This is a genomic window from Clostridium sp. AM27-28, assembly GCF_003480955.1.
Taxonomy (GTDB): domain Bacteria; phylum Bacillota; class Clostridia; order Lachnospirales; family Lachnospiraceae; genus Otoolea; species Otoolea fessa.
In genome coordinates this window covers 196157-214062 of record NZ_QUJT01000003.1, presented here as the reverse complement: position 1 = coordinate 214062, position 17906 = coordinate 196157, and the positions used below count along the sequence as shown (strand labels likewise).

The 17906-nt window shown below is 50.1% G+C and carries 17 protein-coding genes and 1 riboswitch; all 17 genes read left to right on the top strand.

Annotated features, from left to right (window positions below; translation table 11 throughout):
• Nucleotides 1-105: 105 nt before the first annotated feature.
• The 17 genes from DW720_RS05430 (at nucleotide 106) to efp (ending at nucleotide 17621) form a co-directional block, all read left to right on the top strand.
• On the top strand, nucleotides 106-660 hold the full coding sequence (locus DW720_RS05430) for a sigma-70 domain-containing protein (protein ID WP_022359291.1): 555 nt from the start codon (nucleotides 106-108) through the stop codon (nucleotides 658-660).
• A gap of 6 nt (nucleotides 661-666) precedes the next feature.
• Nucleotides 667-1305 (top strand): histidine phosphatase family protein, encoded by a 639-nt coding sequence (locus tag DW720_RS05425; protein WP_118749330.1) that lies wholly within the window; start codon nucleotides 667-669, stop codon nucleotides 1303-1305.
• A 357-nt stretch (nucleotides 1306-1662) separates the two neighbouring features.
• Nucleotides 1663-5427 (top strand): phosphoribosylformylglycinamidine synthase, encoded by a 3765-nt coding sequence (locus DW720_RS05420; protein WP_118749329.1) that lies wholly within the window; start codon nucleotides 1663-1665, stop codon nucleotides 5425-5427.
• A gap of 378 nt (nucleotides 5428-5805) precedes the next feature.
• The gene (locus DW720_RS05415) at nucleotides 5806-6909 is read left to right on the top strand and encodes a hypothetical protein (RefSeq protein WP_118293204.1); all 1104 of its coding nucleotides are present in this window, start codon (nucleotides 5806-5808) and stop codon (nucleotides 6907-6909) included.
• Nucleotides 6910-7213: 304 nt separating this feature from the next.
• Nucleotides 7214-7645 (top strand): DUF3783 domain-containing protein, encoded by a 432-nt coding sequence (locus DW720_RS05410; RefSeq protein ID WP_243099703.1) that lies wholly within the window; start codon nucleotides 7214-7216, stop codon nucleotides 7643-7645.
• Nucleotides 7646-7697: 52 nt separating this feature from the next.
• Complete coding sequence (gene pap, locus DW720_RS05405; protein ID WP_107000001.1) at nucleotides 7698-9206, top strand: polyphosphate:AMP phosphotransferase; 1509 nt, start codon at nucleotides 7698-7700, stop codon at nucleotides 9204-9206.
• 177 nt (nucleotides 9207-9383) lie between these two features.
• Complete coding sequence (locus DW720_RS05400) at nucleotides 9384-9800, top strand: VOC family protein (protein WP_227589675.1); 417 nt, start codon at nucleotides 9384-9386, stop codon at nucleotides 9798-9800.
• A gap of 37 nt (nucleotides 9801-9837) precedes the next feature.
• Nucleotides 9838-11103, top strand: a complete 1266-nt coding sequence (locus DW720_RS05395) for an NAD(P)/FAD-dependent oxidoreductase (RefSeq protein ID WP_118749327.1) — start codon at nucleotides 9838-9840, stop codon at nucleotides 11101-11103.
• A gap of 23 nt (nucleotides 11104-11126) precedes the next feature.
• Nucleotides 11127-11828, top strand: a complete 702-nt coding sequence (gene cmk / locus DW720_RS05390) for a (d)CMP kinase (RefSeq protein WP_117795616.1) — start codon at nucleotides 11127-11129, stop codon at nucleotides 11826-11828.
• Between the two features lie 86 nt (nucleotides 11829-11914).
• Nucleotides 11915-12676, top strand: coding sequence for a hypothetical protein (locus DW720_RS05385; protein WP_147355503.1), 762 nt, complete (start codon nucleotides 11915-11917; stop codon nucleotides 12674-12676).
• A gap of 297 nt (nucleotides 12677-12973) precedes the next feature.
• A riboswitch (cobalamin riboswitch) is annotated at nucleotides 12974-13151 on the top strand.
• A gap of 41 nt (nucleotides 13152-13192) precedes the next feature.
• Nucleotides 13193-14422, top strand: coding sequence for a sirohydrochlorin cobaltochelatase (locus DW720_RS05380; protein WP_118742585.1), 1230 nt, complete (start codon nucleotides 13193-13195; stop codon nucleotides 14420-14422).
• Nucleotides 14423-14427: 5 nt separating this feature from the next.
• Complete coding sequence (locus DW720_RS05375; protein WP_118742584.1) at nucleotides 14428-15351, top strand: hypothetical protein; 924 nt, start codon at nucleotides 14428-14430, stop codon at nucleotides 15349-15351.
• Nucleotides 15352-15438: 87 nt separating this feature from the next.
• Complete coding sequence (locus DW720_RS05370; RefSeq protein WP_106999996.1) at nucleotides 15439-15690, top strand: YlmC/YmxH family sporulation protein; 252 nt, start codon at nucleotides 15439-15441, stop codon at nucleotides 15688-15690.
• A gap of 122 nt (nucleotides 15691-15812) precedes the next feature.
• Nucleotides 15813-16310, top strand: a complete 498-nt coding sequence (gene nrdR, locus DW720_RS05365) for a transcriptional regulator NrdR (RefSeq protein ID WP_117795612.1) — start codon at nucleotides 15813-15815, stop codon at nucleotides 16308-16310.
• The gene (locus tag DW720_RS05360; RefSeq protein WP_107000417.1) at nucleotides 16310-16825 is read left to right on the top strand and encodes a YqeG family HAD IIIA-type phosphatase; all 516 of its coding nucleotides are present in this window, start codon (nucleotides 16310-16312) and stop codon (nucleotides 16823-16825) included. Before nrdR ends, DW720_RS05360 begins: the two co-directional genes overlap by 1 nt.
• Before the next feature lie 36 nt (nucleotides 16826-16861).
• Complete coding sequence (locus DW720_RS16125) at nucleotides 16862-16993, top strand: hypothetical protein (RefSeq protein WP_270228417.1); 132 nt, start codon at nucleotides 16862-16864, stop codon at nucleotides 16991-16993.
• 70 nt (nucleotides 16994-17063) lie between these two features.
• Nucleotides 17064-17621, top strand: coding sequence for an elongation factor P (gene efp, locus DW720_RS05355; protein ID WP_022358740.1), 558 nt, complete (start codon nucleotides 17064-17066; stop codon nucleotides 17619-17621).
• The last annotated feature ends 285 nt before the right edge of the window (nucleotides 17622-17906 follow it).

Sequence of the window (17906 nt, the reverse complement as noted above, 5' to 3'; positions counted from 1 at the left end):
AACATGATTGAAGGGCGGAGTCAATAATGATTGTATCTGTGTCTTGTTTGTGATAAAATGACGGAATCATCTTAGAAGTATGTATTTTTTAGGAGGGAATACCACATGGAATCTAATACATTTTATGATATTTACTTAGAGGAACTGAAAAATCTCCCGCAGGGCACGCCGGAGGAGGAAGCGGCGCTTCTGAAAAAACTGACGGAGGGGGACAAGACAGCGGCTTCCCGTCTGACGGAGTTAAAACTGGCGAAGGCGGTTCAGATCGCGGAGGAGTACCACGATCGGGGACTTCCGGCGGGCGATCTGGTGCAGGAGGCAAATATGGCGCTGTTTCTGTTCGCAAGTGAGTACGAAAACGGTGATTTCGACGCGCAGATGGAGAAAAAGGTGCGCGCGGCGATCGAGGATGCGCTGCAGATTCAGAACCGCGAGACGAAGATCGAGGAGGAGATGGCGGCGCGTGTTAATGTCCTCAAGGATATTTCTGCGAGCATGGCGCGGGAGCTGGGACGTGAGGCGACCCTTGCGGAATTGGCGGAGCGCATGAAGATGAGCGAGGATGAGATCCGTGACATCATGAAGCTGACGATGGACGCGATGAAGGTCAGCGGTCAGGCGGCAGAGATGGCTCAGAAAGAGATAGATGAACAGGAGTAATAGAAAATGCTGTTTTATTTGGTACGCCACGGTCAGACCGACTGGAACCGGGCGGGAAAGATACAGGGAACGACGGATATTCCGCTGAACGAAACAGGACGGCAGCAGGCGGAGCAGCTTGCCACTGTCCTGAAAGAAAGGAGCGGCTATCCGGCGGAAACGCGGATCGATGCGGTCTATGCCAGCCCGCTTGCGCGTGCATTCCAGACGGCGGAGATCCTGGCAAAGGAAGGAAAATTACCGCTCCGCCGCCTGACGGGGCTGCGGGAGCGCGATTTTGGATGCTGGGAAGGCAAAAGCTGGCAGCAGGTGGAAGCAGAGTACCCGGATGAATTTCATCTGTGGAGGGAACAGCCGATGGTCGGCATCCCGTCCGGCGGAGAATCAAGAAAATCTTGCGAGGCGCGGAGTGAACGGGCGATCCGACAGATTTTGGAGGAGACAGCCGGGGATGCGGTGATCGTGGCGCACGGTGGGATCCTCGTCTTTTTGATGAATTATCTGCTCCGTTTCCATCGGGAGCCGCAGGAGATCATTGTGGCGAATGCCAGTCTGTCGGTTGTTTCGTATGACCGTTCGACGGGGATGGGAAAGCTGCTTGCACTGAATGAGACAGGGACGTTGGAACAGAAAAAATTGTTTTAAAGAATGATTTCAAAATGAAAAAGCAGGAATGAAATAAGGCAAGAGATACAATAAGAGTTACTGTTCACGGGTAGGCACTTTTGGAACCGAAAGTGCCGTAAGAAAACGTGGTGGTAGCAGGAATTTGCCGTATTTAAATGCGAAGCCACGGCAAATTCCGTTACTGGGCACGTATGCGTGAACAGTAACCAATAAGATATGTTAATAAAAAATATTAAATATATTAATTTTACTAATCTATAAAAATTGTGTATGATAAAGGCAGATGCTGGAAGAAGGCATTTGCCTTTTATGCTAAAAAATGAATGTATTTTACAGAACATGAAACATTAAAATACGAAAAAACAGGAGGAAAACATGAGCGTAAGACGTATTTTCGTTGAGAAAAAACCGGAATTTGCCGTATTGGCTCACGATCTGAAAGAGGAGATCGCAAGCTATCTGGGGATCGACACGATCACCGATGTCCGCGTACTGATCCGCTATGATATTGAGGATGTATCGGAGGATGCATATCAGAAAGCGCTGATTACTATCTTCTCTGAGCCGCCGGTTGATTTTGTCTATGAGGAGGCATTCCCGTCCAAGGAAGGCGATACGATCTTTTCCGTTGAGTTCCTGCCGGGACAGTTCGATCAGAGAGCCGATTCCGCAGAACAGTGTGTGAAACTTCTGAATGAAGAGGAAAATCCGGTGATCCGTTCCGCGACAACTTATGTTATTTCCGGAACACTGACCGCGGAGCAGATCGAGGGCATCAAGTCCCTGTGCATTAACCCGGTGGATTCCCGTGAGAATAACAACGCAAAGCCGGAAACGCTGGTAACGGTATTTGAGCAGCCGGAGGATGTCAAGATTTTCGATGGCTTCTGCGGTTATGGCGAGGCAGAGTTAAAAGAACTCTACGATTCCCTGAACCTTGCGATGACGTTCAAGGATTTCGAGCATATCCACAACTACTTTAAGAACGAAGAGAAGAGAGATCCGTCTGTGACCGAGATCCGCGTGCTGGATACATATTGGTCCGATCACTGCCGTCATACGACCTTCCAGACTGAGTTAAAGGACGTTACCTTTACAAAGGGCGATTACAATGAGCCGATGGAAGCTTCCTACAAACAGTACCTGGCAGATCGCGAGGTTCTCTACAAAGATCGCGATGACAAGTTTGTCTGCCTGATGGATCTGGCTGTTCTCGCTATGAAGAAGCTTCGCCGTGAAGGCAAGCTGGAGGATCTGGAGGAGTCTGAGGAGATTAATGCGTGCAGTATCGTAGTTCCGGTTACCATCGACGGCAAGGAAGAAGAGTGGCTGGTAAACTTTAAGAATGAGACCCACAACCATCCGACCGAGATTGAGCCGTTTGGCGGCGCTGCCACCTGCTTAGGCGGTGCTATCCGTGACCCGCTTTCCGGACGTACCTATGTATATCAGGCTATGCGTGTGACCGGTGCGGCTGATCCGACCCGTCCGATGTCGGAGACACTGCACGGCAAACTTCCGCAGAAGCGCATCGTAAAGGATGCAGCACATGGCTACAGCTCCTACGGTAACCAGATCGGTCTTGCTACCGGCTATGTAAAAGAGATTTATCATCCAAATTATGTGGCAAAACGTATGGAGATCGGTGCTGTTATGGCAGCAGCTCCACGCAAAAACGTCATCCGTGAGACTTCCGATCCGGGCGATGTAATCATCCTGATGGGTGGACGTACCGGCCGTGATGGTATCGGCGGCGCAACCGGTTCTTCCAAGGTACATACCGAGGAGTCCATCGAGGTCTGCGGCGCAGAGGTTCAGAAGGGCAATGCACCGACCGAGCGTAAATTACAGAGACTGTTCCGCCGCCCGGAGGTCAGCCGTCTGATCAAGAAGTGTAATGACTTTGGCGCCGGCGGCGTGTCGGTAGCGATCGGTGAGTTAGCTGACGGACTTCAGATTGACCTTGACAAGGTTCCGAAGAAATATGCAGGTCTGGACGGAACGGAGATTGCGATTTCCGAGTCACAGGAGCGTATGGCTTTGGTGGTAGACCCGAAAGATGTTGATAAGATGCTTGCTTATGCAGCAGAAGAGAACCTGGAGGCAGTTCCGGTTGCCGTTGTTACCGAGTCCCCGCGCCTGGTTCTGAACTGGAGAGGCAAGACGATCGTAGATTTAAGCCGTGCATTCCTGGATACCAACGGTGCTCATCAGGAGACAACCGTTACCGTTGAGGTTCCGACCAGGGAAGGCAATGTATTTGATAAACAGGAAGTAAAGGATGTCAAAGAAAAATGGCTGTCCATGCTTTCTTCCTTAAATGTATGCTCCCAGAAGGGTCTGGTTGAGATGTTCGACAGCACCGTGGGCGCAAGCAGTGTATTCCTGCCATACGGCGGTGTCCACCAGATGACCGAGACACAGGCGATGGTGGCAAAACTGCCGATGAGCAAGGGCAAATGCGATACCGTTACCATGATGAGCTACGGCTATGATCCGTACCTGTCCAGCTGGAGCCCGTACCACGGCGCTACTTACGCAGTGCTGGATTCTGTTGCCAAGATCGTGGCAAACGGCGGTGATTTCCACAAGATCCGCTTTACCTTCCAGGAGTACTTCAAACGTATGACGGAAGATCCGAAGAGATGGGGCACACCGTTCTCCGCTCTGCTCGGTGCTTACAGTGCACAGCTCGGATTTGGACTTCCGTCCATCGGCGGCAAGGACAGTATGTCCGGCAGCTTCTATGATGAAGAGCACGGCGAAATCGATGTACCGCCGACACTGGTTTCCTTTGCAGTTGATATTTCCGATACCAAACACGTGGTATCTCCGGAATTTAAGAAAGCGGGCAGCAAGATTGTTCTCTTTACCATCGAGAAAGATGCACATGACCTGCCGGTTTACAGCCAGATCATGGATGGTTACGAGAAAATCTACCGCGATATGGAGTCTGGAAGGATTATTTCCGCATATGCGGTTGAGGGTGCTGGTGTGGCAGAGGCTGTCAGCAAGATGGCATTTGGTAACCGCCTGGGCGTAAAGATTGAGCACAATGTAGATCCGAGAGACTTCTTCGCCGCTGGCTGGGGCAATATCGTCTGCGAGGTTCCGGACGGCAAGGTGGGCGAGCTGTCCATCCCGTACACCGTGATCGGTGAGGTAACCGACAAGGGAACCTTCGAGTATGGCGATACCGTGATCTCCATGGACGAGGCTCTGAAAGCATGGACCAGAACCCTGGAGAAGGTATTCCCGACTGCTTCCGGCGCGCCGATGAAGGCAGCAGAAGAGACACTTTACAATACCGATAAGGTATATGTATGCAAACATAAGGTGGCAAAGCCAACCGTATTTATTCCGGCAATGCCGGGTACTAACTGCGAGTTAGACAGTGCGAAAGCCTTTGAGGCAGCCGGAGCGGAGACGATTGTGCGTGTATTCCGCAACCAGAATGCATCCGATATCCGTTCTTCCATTGAGCAGTACAAAGAGGATATCAAGAAATCCCAGATCATCATGTTCCCGGGTGGATTCTCCGCAGGTGATGAGCCGGATGGTTCGGCTAAATTCTTCGCTACGGTATTCCGCAACGAGGCGATGATGGAGGAGATCGACAAACTGCTTCATGACCGGGATGGCCTGGTACTGGGTATCTGCAATGGCTTCCAGACATTAATCAAACTGGGACTTTTAACCGGAGGCAAGATTGAGCCGCAGAAAGCAGATTCCCCGACTTTGACAACCAACAACATTGGACGCCACATTTCCCGCATGGCATACTTAAAGGTTGTATCTAATCTGTCCCCGTGGCTCAGAAAAGCAGAGCTGGGAGGCGTATACTGCAACCCGATGTCCCATGGTGAAGGACGTTTCGTAGCCAACGAGGAGTGGCTTGCAAAACTTCGCGCAAATGGTCAGATCGCGATCCAGTACAGCGATCCGAACGGAAACTTATCCGTCAGCGAGGAGTGGAACCCGAACGGTTCCTACCAGTGCATCGAGGGTATCACAAGCCCGGATGGACGTATTCTTGGTAAGATGGGTCACAACGAGCGCTGCTGGAGCGATACAGGTATGAATATCTATGGAAATCAGGATATGCAGCTGTTTGCTTCAGGTGTGGAGTATTTCAAATAAAATGAACACCTGCTTTTAAGTAAGGTAGAAATAGACCGGACCGCAGAAATCTGCCCCGGTCTATTTTTTGTGTGATAGAAAATTCCTTGGAATTCCCCATCACACAAAAAGGTACATTCTTTTTTATGTCACAGGAAATATCAATTATGATATAAATTCTACCATTGACGAAAATGTCAGAAAACCTTAAACAAAAAGTTATTCTCAGGTAATAAAAGTGTGCTATCCTGTCAATAACAGAAAGCAGACATCTACTTCAAAAAAACAAGGGAAAAATTTTGAAAATACCGACAGTTTATTTTGACGCAGGCGGATATGTTTGTTATAATGAAAACAAGATTTTGTACGCGAGAGTACATTAAAAAAGGAGGATGGGATATGAGACATAACCTGAAGGCAGCGGCGGTTTCCGTTCTTGCTATCATGGCGGCACTGGCTATGAGTATTCCGGCATACGCGGCTGACAAAAAGATCTCGGAAGTTAAGTTCCGTGTCAATGCGAAACCGGAAGCGGGCGACAGCATCGGGGATCCGGATGTACAAGTTACGAAGGGTAATGTTGAGATTACCGAGCAGGAGTTTGACAATGACGACAGCGAGTGGGAGAGAGGTGATAAGCCGGTCATCTACCTGACGATCGAGGCAAAGGACGGTTATCAGTTATCCGGCACAAAGCTTTCTGCAACCAAGTCGGCTTACAAAGTTACGAAGCGATCTGGCGATAAGAGCGAGTGGAAAGTTAAGATTACGATGTCAGCTGTTGACGGCGATTTGGATACGGTCGAGGATCTTAGCTGGAGCAATCGTACCGCAACCTGGGACAGTGTATCGGATGCAAGCAAGTATGAAGTTAAGCTGTACCGCAACAGCTCTACCGTAACGACTGTTACAACCACAGGCACAAGCTACAATTTCTACCCATACATGACGAAATCCGGCGATTATACCTTTAAGGTACGCGCGGTTGACGGAAGCGACAAGGGTGAGTGGAGTGATGAGTCCGATGAATATTATATGAATTCTTCAGATGTGTATACAGGTACACCTCCGACCGATAATTCTTCTGGTGGTTCCACTCCGGCAAATGCGAATGGTCAGTGGGTAAACAGCATTTACGGCTGGTCTTACTACATCAATGGTGTACCGGTTAAGAACAACTGGGTATATGTTGATAATGAGTGGTATCATCTGAATGCAAACGGATTCATGGATACAGACTGGATCTATACTGATAATAACTGGTTCTATTTAAACCCGGTATCCGATGGTACGAGAGGCAAGATGCTGACCGGCTGGCAGCAGATTGGACCGTACAAGTATTATCTGAATCCGGTATCCGACGGTACCCGTGGTGCAAGAAAGACAGGCTATCAGTTCATCGATGGCGCATGGTATCTGTTTGACCTGAATAGCGGAGCACTCTGGACGAACATGGTAACTCCGAACGGTATGGTAGCGGATGCAAATGGTGTTCTCCACTAAGGAGCTATCTGGCAGCAGACCGGAAGAGGATCTGAAATGCGGAAACATACATAAATGAAACAAAAATCAGACAGCGGCAGACAGCGGACGAGCGAAAGCAAGTGGCTGATGCCGCTGTTTTTTTGTTTTTCTTGCACAGAAGGGGAGAAAAAGGATATAATAGAGAATCATATTGAGAAGCCGGAGAATTGATGAGGCGGGAATAAGAAACAGAGAGGAGAATCGATAAATTACGATGAAACCAACTGTATTATTGTATAATTTTACTGATTCCAAAAGAAAAATGAAGGTGCAGCAGGCGCTTATGCCACTGGGATTCCGTTTAAGGGCAGTGAAAAAGGAGGAGTACGGGCTGCCGGTGGGCGTGCTGGCTGGCGTGAAAGGACTGGATGAGGATGTCCTCAAGGAAGCCAGACAGGCAATAGAGACCGGGGAGGAAACGCAAAAAGAAGGGACCGCTCATAAACAGGCGGACGGGAGGCTGCAGCGAGAAGTGCCGGAGAATGATTCTTCCAGGAAAATGGATTTCTCGGATGAGATGGCGATCATGGCAGGCTTTTCTTCCACCCAGATCGATGCATTTATCTATGCACTTCGAAAAAAGGGAGTCGGACGGATCGATTATAAAGCAGTCCTGACACCGTATAATATGAAGTGGGATTCGGTACAATTATATGAAGAGATCAAAAAAGAGCATAAGATGATGACGGGGAAAGGTAAAGACGAATCATTGTGATGCCATGGGATTGGTGAAAGGTCATTTTACTGCTTGATGTGGAGGTGGAAAGATGCTGGAAAAAGTTGATTTGAATAAATCAGTGGATAAGGAAAACTACAAGAAGCTTCGGGAAGAGATGGATGTGAAGCTGGGAGAATTGCAGCGCGCCTGTAAGGAGGAAAAGATCCCGGTTGTCATCGTATTTGACGGATTCGGGGCAGGCGGTAAGGGAACGCAGATCAACCGCCTGATCCAGCCGCTGGATCCGCGCGGCTTTGATGTTTATGCGAGCCGGGAGACGGGGGAGGAGGAACGGATGCGTCCATTTCTCTGGCGGTATTGGACGAAGACACCGGAAGATGGACGTATGATGATCTTTGACAAGAGTTGGTACGATAAGGTTACCGTTGACCGGTTTGACAAAGAGACGAAGCGGCAGGAGCTAAACGGGGCGTTCCGGGATATCCTTTCATTTGAAAAGCAGCTGGCAGATTCCGGCATGATTCTGATCAAATTGTTTCTGTATATTTCCAGGGACGAGCAGAAAAAGCGCTTTAAACGGCTGGAAGAAAGCAAAGAGACTGCGTGGCGTGTGACGGAGGCGGACTGGAAGCGCAACAAGGATTACGATACATTTCTGGAGATGAATGAGGAAATGCTGCAGCGGACGGATACCGGGTACGCGCCGTGGACGATCGTGGAAGCGACTGATAAAAATTATGCGGCAGTCAAGATTTTATCCACCGTCACAGACCGGCTGGAGTATGAGCTGAACCGCCGCCGAATGGAACGCGAGGAAGGGGCGGTGCATCCGCCGGTCAAACTTCCAGATGAGCGGTTTAAAAATGGCGTGCTTTCCGGCGTGGATCTGACGAAAACGCTGACACGCGAGGAATATAAGGAACGTCTGGATAAGCTGCAGAAAAAGCTGGAGGTGCTGCACGGCGAGCTGTACCGGCTGCGGATTCCGGTGGTGATCGGCTTTGAAGGCTGGGATGCGGCGGGAAAAGGCGGTGCGATCCGGCGCCTGACAAGCCACCTGGATCCACGCGGCTACAAGGTCAATCCGACGGCGGCACCGAATGATGTGGAGAAGGTACACCATTATCTGTGGCGTTTCTGGCGGGAGATGCCGAAAGCGGGGCATATTGCGATCTTCGACCGCACCTGGTACGGGCGCGTGATGGTGGAGCGGATCGAGGGCTTCTGCAGTGAGGCGGACTGGAAACGGGCATATCAGGAAATCAACGAGATGGAAGAGCACATGGCGAATTTTGGCGCGGTGATCGTGAAATTCTGGATTCATATTGATAAAGATGAGCAGGAACGCCGCTTTAAGGAGCGCATGGAGGCTCCGGCAAAACAGTGGAAGATCACGGACGAAGACTGGCGCAACCGTGAAAAATGGGACGCATACGAGCAGGCAGTCAATGAGATGCTGGTGCGGACCTCTACTACCTATGCCCCGTGGACGATCATAGAAGGAAATTCCAAATATTTCGCGCGCGTCAAGGTGCTGGAAACGGTTGTGGAGGCGATGGAGGAGAAGATCCGTGAGGTAAAAAAGCTGCGTAAGTGATAGAAAGAAGCGGACGGCCGATTTGGTAATCATGTGTGGAAATATGAAGAAGCGCGGTTGCAATTCTTCGTAAGATACAGTAAAATCAATATTTAAAGAAAAAGACGGCAATTTTGAAAAACACAAACATTTGTGTAACTTTGCGTTAAGTGTAGCGATAGAAAGGAAGCGGACAAAATGGAGCAGACAGCAAAAGAGCGCACACTAGCATTTATGGCAGAGCATGCGGGGGATCCAACCCCGATGGAATTATTTCATATGCACGTAAAACACGTGGGAATCAATACAAAATCGGAAGACGAGGCCTGGGAGGTTGCTGAGACACTGGCGCGCCTGATGGGGCTGATGCCGCGCGAGACGGAGAAAGCTGTGTTCAGCGGTGACCTGACGGAAAATATGAAGGTGGAGAGCCACGGAACCTACGGCCATATTGGCTTTGGCGTAAATGATTGCGAGGCGGCGATCCGATACTTTGTGAACCGCGGTATGACGCTTCGGGAAGAGACGAAGCGCTTTGATGAGCAGGGGCGCTGTATTTTCGCCTATTTTAAAGAAGAAGTCGGCGGATTTGCGATCCACCTGGTACAGGATTGATAGCATCAGGCGATATAAAAACGAAAAGGATAGCAATATGAAAAAAATAATCGTGATCGGCGGCGGGGCAGCCGGCATGGCGGCTGCGATTGCGGCGGCGGAAAATGGCTGCGCGGCAACGATCTATGAAAAGAATGAGAAACTGGGAAAAAAGATCTATATCACGGGAAAAGGGCGCTGCAATGTGACGAATGACTGTGATATGGAAGGCCTGTTTGACAGTGTTGTGACAAACAGCCGCTTTTTATACAGTGCATTTTACGGTTTTAGTAACCAGGATATGAAGAATTTTCTGGAGGCGAACGGCTGTCATGTTAAGGTGGAGCGCGGCAACCGTGTCTTTCCGGTGTCTGATCGGGCATCGGATGTGACATCGGCGTTTGCAAGACGGCTGCGGGAACTGCGCGTGAAAGTAGAATTGAATCAGGGAGTTCGGGAACTGTGGCTGGAGAATGGTGTATTAAAAGGTGTGATTCTGGCGCAGGGCGGTAATGAGCGTGGGAAAAAAGACTCCTACATAGCTGCGGATGCAGTGATCGTGGCGACGGGCGGTTTGTCCTACCCGACGACCGGCTCAACCGGCGATGGTTACCGGTTTGCGGAGGCAGCAGGGCACAAGGTGACGGAACTTTCGCCGGCGCTTGTTCCGTTTGAGACGAAGGAAGATGTGAAGGAGCTGCAGGGACTCTCCCTGCGGAACGTGGAAGCTGCTGTTTTAAATGGAAAGAAAGAGGTTTACCGTGAATTTGGTGAGATGCTGTTTACCCATTACGGCGTTTCGGGTCCGGTACTCTTGAGTGCCAGCAGTTATGCGGCGAAAAAACTGAAAAAGGGTCCGTTGACTCTGATGATCGATCTGAAACCGGCGCTTTCCATGGAACAGCTCGATGCGCGGATTCTGCGCGATTTTGAGGCGGAGAAGAATAAACAGTTTAAAAATGCGCTGAACCATCTGTACCCATCAAAACTGATACCGGTCATAATTCGCCGCAGCGGCATTGAGCCGGACAAGCAGGTCAACGCCGTGACGAAGGAAGAGCGGAGACGGCTGGCGGAGGTGACAAAGCATTTTACACTGACGCTGACCGGGCTGCGAGGCTTCAATGAGGCGATCATTACCCAGGGCGGTGTGACGGTAAAAGAAGTTAATCCATCCACGATGGAGTCGAAGAAGCTTCCAGGGCTTTATTTTGCCGGGGAAGTGCTGGATCTCGATGCAGTCACGGGCGGCTACAACTTACAAATTGCGTGGTCGACCGGTGTGCTGGCAGGACGGAGCGCAGCGGAAAATCATGAATTATAACGATATGAAAAAGGGGAAACGAAATGCCGATTAATATAGCGATTGATGGACCAGCCGGGGCTGGGAAGAGCACAGTGGCAAAGAAGCTGGCGGAAGATTATGGATATATTTATGTAGATACGGGGGCGATGTACCGGGCGATGGCATTGTATTTTCTGCGCCAGGGCATCGACAGCCATGATGAGGCGGCGATCGGACGCGCCTGTGAGACGGTTTCCATTTCACTGGAATATGAAAATGGGATCCAGCAGGTTTATTTAAATGGGGAGAATGTCAGCAGCGAGCTTCGGACGGAGGCGGTTGGAAATATGGCTTCGAATACCTCTGTCTATGCGCCGGTTCGCAAAAAACTGGTGGAGCTGCAGCGTGAATTAGCCGGACGCCGGGATGTCGTGATGGATGGCCGGGATATCGGAACGGCGGTTCTGCCGGATGCGACCCTGAAAGTATATCTGACCGCGAGCAGCCGTGTGAGAGCTGGACGCCGTTATAAAGAGCTGACCGAACGCGGGGAAAGCTGTTCCCTGGAGGCGATCGAGCAGGATATCATCGAGCGCGATTACCGCGATATGCACCGGGAATTGTCGCCTCTCAAGCAGGCGGAGGACGCCATTTTACTGGATACTTCTGCGTTGAATTTTGAAGAGGTAATGCGGGAGATGGAGAAGCTGGTTGAGGCGGCAAAGAAAAAGCAGAAAAATCCCATTGCCGTAGGCAATTTTTGATGGATTTTTGCGCGTGACTGTGAAGGTACTGAACAGTTACGAAAATGCCAGGAAAAAGGAGAAGCCGAAAAGGGGCGGCAGCAAACATGAGACGATTGAAACAAACATGGATCGCCGCAGCACTTGGGATGAGTGTATGGATGACCGCCTGTGCGGGCGCGGCATCGGAGACAGCCACACAGGAAGGGGCTGTCGATGAGGAGAGCCAGGGGGCGATCCGTGAGGCTGTGGCTGAAAATGATCAGGCGCAGGAGCAGCCCAAACGGGATAAAACGCAGGAAACTGAGCGGACGGAACCGCTCACAGTTGAACCAGTCCGGGAAACCCTCAATATGACGCATTTTGACAACTGTACCTTTGCAGCTGGGTTCAAACCGCAGCAGATCCATCAGGATGAAAGCAATGTTATCATCACATTGACGGTCTATGACTATGAGCATTTTCATAAGGCAGATATCGATGAACTGCAGGCGGGAGATACGCTGCGCATCGATGGGAAAGAATGTCTCATTACTTCGATTGACCGACAGGAGTCTGGGCAGATCGAGATCAATGGCGGTCCGGCACAGGGGGGAGAAGAGCTGAGAATGGTAGAGGAGGATTCCTTTTATGGCTCGGCGATGGCAGTCGGGAGAAGTTACCATAAGCTGGGAGAGGTTACGCTGCAGATGGATGAGAACTTTGTCCTGACAGATGATTCTGACCCGGATACACCGCCGCAGGTGTATACCGCGGAAGAATTATTCGCGATCCGTGATCGGCTGATCGGGGAGTTTAAGCCATACAACACGGCTGTGACGGTGAAGGAGGAGAAAATTATTTCGATTTACCGGAAATTTATGCCATAAAAAATATAAAATCATTAAGAGGAGGAGAGCACCTTTTATCCGGATGAGAGGTGCTTTTTTGTGTAACAGGAAATTCCTTGGAACTCCCTGTTACACAAAAAGGCACTAACGTGCCAATGATGCGCACTCGCGCGAAGCAGAAACATGTCGCAAGCGACCGCGCTCGGCGCGAGAATGTGCCAAGGCACATTCTTTTTCAATATAATTTCCGGGATAAATTGACTTTTAAACATACCCCATCTATAATGAAACAAGCTGATATGGGCAGTGGGTGCCGCTGTTTGTGCCAGATCAGTCAGATTGCTCGGATTGGCAGGCGTGGACAGGGGGTAAAAGGGAAACAGGTGCAAAACCTGTGCGATCTCGTCACTGTGAACCGGAGAGTGGCGCCGCAGATGCCATTGCGAAAGTGAGAAGGCGCGGCGTGCATGATGACCCGAAAGCCAGGAAACCTGCCGGCTGTCGTGAACATATCGGTTAAAACTATTTTTGTGCGAGTCACACAAGGAGGAAAACATGAGAAAAAACAAAAAAGTAGTTGTAAGTGCAGCGGCAGTTACGATGTCCGTATTGCTTGGAGCCTGCGGCGGCAGTACATCCAGCCAGGCAACCTCGACGGAGGCGGCTTCTGAGGCAGAGACCGAGGCAGCTGAGGGCGCCGATTCCGATCAGGAAGCAGCAGATAAGGTGGCAAAGCTGATCGATGACATCTATGTACAGGAGCGCACCGATGACACGGATGAGCAGTGCAAGGCAGCCAAAGAGGCATGGGATGCCCTGACTGACGAGCAGAAGGAGCTGGTAGAAGGCGAGAACGCAGATCCAGATTATTTTGGTCGTGATACCGGCGATGCGAGCCTGGACGATCCGCGCAATCAGGATGAGATTGGCGACAAGGAGATCCTGGTAGTCAGCTTTGGTACATCCTTCAACGACAGCCGTGTGAAAGATATCAAGAGTATCGAGGATTCCATCCAGGATGCATTCCCGGATTGGGCAGTCCGCCGTGCATTTACCGCACAGATCATTATCAACCACGTTGAGGCTCGTGACGGCGAGTGCATCGACAATATGGATCAGGCACTGGAGCGAGCCGTGGAGAACGGAGTTAAAGAGCTGGTTGTCCAGCCGACCCACCTCATGCACGGTGCTGAGTACGACGAGATGGTTGAGGCGATCGAGAAGTATCAGGATAAATTCGAGCAGGTAGCTGTCGCAGAGCCGCTGTTAGGTGAGGTTGGCGACGATGCAGCCGTTATCAATGCAGATAAAGAGGCAGTTGCAAAAGCAGTTGTAGCAGAAGAAGCTTCGGAAGCTGGTTTTAAAGATGCAGCTGACGCAGCCGATCAGGGAACCGCATTCGTTCTGATGGGTCATGGTACCGCACACGTTGCAAAGGTAACCTACAGCCAGATGCAGACCCAGATGCAGAATCTTGGATATAGCAACGTATTTATCGGTACCGTAGAGGGCGAGCCGGAAGAGACTTCCTGTGAGTCTGTTATCGAGGCAGTGAAGGCAGCTGGTTATAAGAACGTCATTCTTCGTCCGCTGATGGTAGTTGCAGGTGATCACGCAAACAACGATATGGCAGGTGATGATGATGATTCCTGGAAGAGCCAGTTTGAGGCATCAGGTGCGTTTGACAAGGTAGATACTCAGATTTCCGGTCTGGGCAGAATTAAAGCGGTAGAATCATTCTATGTTGCTCATACACGGACAGCCATTGAGTCTATTTCGGAATAATGTATATGAAAAAGAAATTAAATTTAGCGGCGCTTCTGCTTGCTGCCGCTCTTCTCGGAGCGTGCGGAGGACAGAAACAGGACGCAGCCGACACCGTGGCGCAGACAGAGAGCGCAGAAACCGAGAATGCCGAACAGAAAAGCAGCATTGACCTTGCAGACGGCGTCTACACCGTCGATTTTAAGACGGACAGCAGTATGTTCAAGGTCAATGAATCGAAAAATGGAAAAGGTGTCCTGACGGTCAAGGATGGCGAGGCGACACTTCATATCAGCCTGACCTCGAAAAACATCGTGAACTTGTATCTGGGTACTGCGGACGAGGCAAAGGAAGATGAAGCCGGTTGGCTGCAGCCAACCGTAGACACGGTTACTTACAGCGACGGTCTGAGCGAGGAGGTCAACGGCTTCGATGTGCCGGTTCCGGCGCTCGGAGAAGAATTTGACCTGGCTCTGATTGGTAAGAAGGGCACCTGGTACGACCACAAAGTAAAGGTAGAAAATCCGGTTTCCGGAGAGGCAGAGGACGCGGAAGCGGCATCATCCGAGACGGAGAATAGCGATGATGCGGCAGATGCCCAGAAACCGGCAGGGCAGACTGCAGATGTGGCAGACGGCACTTATACCTGTGAGGTAACCCTGCAGGGAGGTTCCGGCAGAGCATCGGTGGACAGCCCGGCGACCATTATCGTCAAGGATGGAAAGGTGACTGCCGATATTGTCTGGAGCAGCCCGAACTATGAGTATATGCTGGTGGATGACGTGCAGTATGATCCGATCCAGACCGAGGGCAATTCCGAGTTCCAGATTCCGGTAACGCTGGATGAGGATGTAGCGGTCAGTGCCTTGACGGTGGCGATGAGCCAGCCGCATCTGATTGATTATACGCTGCATTTTGACAGCGTGACGTTATCAGAAGTTACGAAATAAAAGTAGATAGAAATACCTGTCCAGGAAGAACCTCCCGGTCCTTTTGTACATATTTTGATTACAGAAGGATCCGGGAGGTTTATGTCTATGCGTATCTGTGAACTCAAACAGCGGGAAGTTATAAATGTAAAAGATTGCAAGCGCCTTGGTTTTGTGGGCGACGTCGATTTTGACATCAGCACGGGAAAAATGCTTGCGATCATCGTACCGGGACCGGGCTGTGTCTGGGGCTTTCTGGGGCGGGAAAAAGAGTACATAATTCCATTCTGCGACATCTGCCAGATAGGGGATGACATTATTCTGGTGAGGCTGAAAGAAGAGAGAGAAAAGAAGGAATAAAGAAGGAATAGCGGAAAACTTCTGCTTGCAGAAGCGCACTTCCTGCGATATTATAATAAGTATGATATGTTATGAAAACTTGGCGGGGGCATATCAATAAAACCAGAAAAGGGGAAGAGCGATTGAAGTGTCCATTTTGCAACGCGGCTGACACGAAAGTAATCGATTCACGGCCTGCGGATGACAACAGTTCTATCAGACGCCGGAGACAGTGCGAGACTTGTGGAAAGCGTTTTACCACATATGAAAAACTTGAGACAATCCCTCTGATGGTTGTCAAAAAGGATAATACCCGGGAGATGTACGACCGGGCGAAGATAGAGGCAGGAATCCTGCATTCCTGCCACAAGCGCCCAGTCTCTCCGGGACAGATTTCGGCGTTGATCGACGATGTGGAAAACAATTTATTTAACCGGGAAGAACGGGAGATCTCGACCGCGGTGATCGGGGAACTTGTGATGGAGCGGTTAAAGGATCTGGATGTGGTTACCTATGTGCGGTTTGCATCGGTATACCGGGAGTTTAAAGACGTCGATACATTTATGGAGGAACTGCAGAAGATACAGCAGCGGAATGTGCCGTCGTATGAGTCTGGAAAGAACGGGGAAGAGACCAGATGATGGGAAATGCGTTTTATCCGGATGAATGGCTGGATTCTGCGTATGATATCCCGTATGAGCAGTTTTACCAGAAGGGAATGCGGGGTATCATATTTGATATTGACAATACGCTGGTGCCGCACGGTGCCCCGGCGGACGAGCGGGCAGTACAGCTGTTTGAACGTTTGCGGGCGATCGGGTTCCACACCTGTCTGCTCTCGAATAATAAGGAGGCGCGGGTCGCCCCGTTTGCCGGACAGGTAGGTTCGGATTATATTTACAAGGGCAGAAAACCGAAGCGCAGCGGATACAGGCAGGCGATGCGCCGGATGGGAACGGGCGAGCGCTCGACGATGTTTGTCGGGGATCAGCTCTTTACGGATGTGTACGGGGCGAGGCGGACAGGCATCTATTCGATTCTTGTAAAGCCGATCAATCCGAAGGAAGAGATCCAGATCGTGTTAAAGCGGTATCTGGAGAAAATTGTCCTGTGGTTCTATGTGAGAAGACAGGAAAAAAATAGCGGAAGTTTGTAGCTGGGTGTTTTTGAACGGTTTGAAAGAGCTTGCCAAGTGGCAGAACTGGATGCTGACAGGAGTGCCGGAAACGGTGGAAAATCAGTTGTTTTCAGAAAAAATATCGGCAATTTTAGAAAAATAAGGGGCGGAATTGACATGATGTGCCCTGTGTTTTCAAAAAAGTAGTTGAAAAAGAGGATTTTATAGTATAAAATAAAAAAGATAAAGCGAGTATTTTCAAGGAGGAGCATCATTTATGATATCAGCGGGCGATTTTAGAAACGGCATCACACTGGAGATTGATGGCAACGTATACCAGATCATGGAATTTCAGCACGTAAAACCGGGAAAGGGAGCTGCGTTCGTTCGTACTAAAATTAAGAACGTAATGAATGGCGGCGTTGTAGAGAAAACCTTCCGTCCGACCGAGAAGTTCCCGTCTGCCAGAATCGACAGAGTTGATATGCAGTATCTGTATTCCGATGGCGACTTATACAACTTCATGGATGTAAACACATATGAGCAGGTAGCTTTAAACCAGGAGACAATCGGCGACGCACTCAAGTTCGTAAAAGAGAACGAGATGTGCAAGATCTGTTCTTACAACGGCAAGGTATTCTCCGTAGAACCGCCGCTGTTCGTAGAGCTTGAGATCACAGATACAGAGCCGGGCTTCAAGGGCGATACCGCTACAGGCGCTACCAAACCGGCAGTTGTAGAGACTGGCGCTACTGTATATGTACCGTTATTCGTAAACCAGGGCGATAAGATCAAGATCGATACACGTACTGGTGAATATCTGTCCAGAGTCTAAGTTATAACATATACGTCAGAAAGGTCTTCACGATACCGTTTGTACCCTTGTGGGGAGGCAGTCGTGTCACTGACAGGTTTCTGACTGGAAACAGAGATTACTGTTTGTGGCAGGCATTTTCCTTTGCTGGTTATGCAGCGCATGAACAGTAGCAAGCAGAGAAACTGTTGTAAGATCCGGAGGAAACGTCGAGATTTTACAACAGTTTTTTTGCTTAACATATCGGGGAGGCGTCTATGACGCGTCCGTTGGTTCATCTCAGAGAGCGGGTTCGGAGCGAACGGT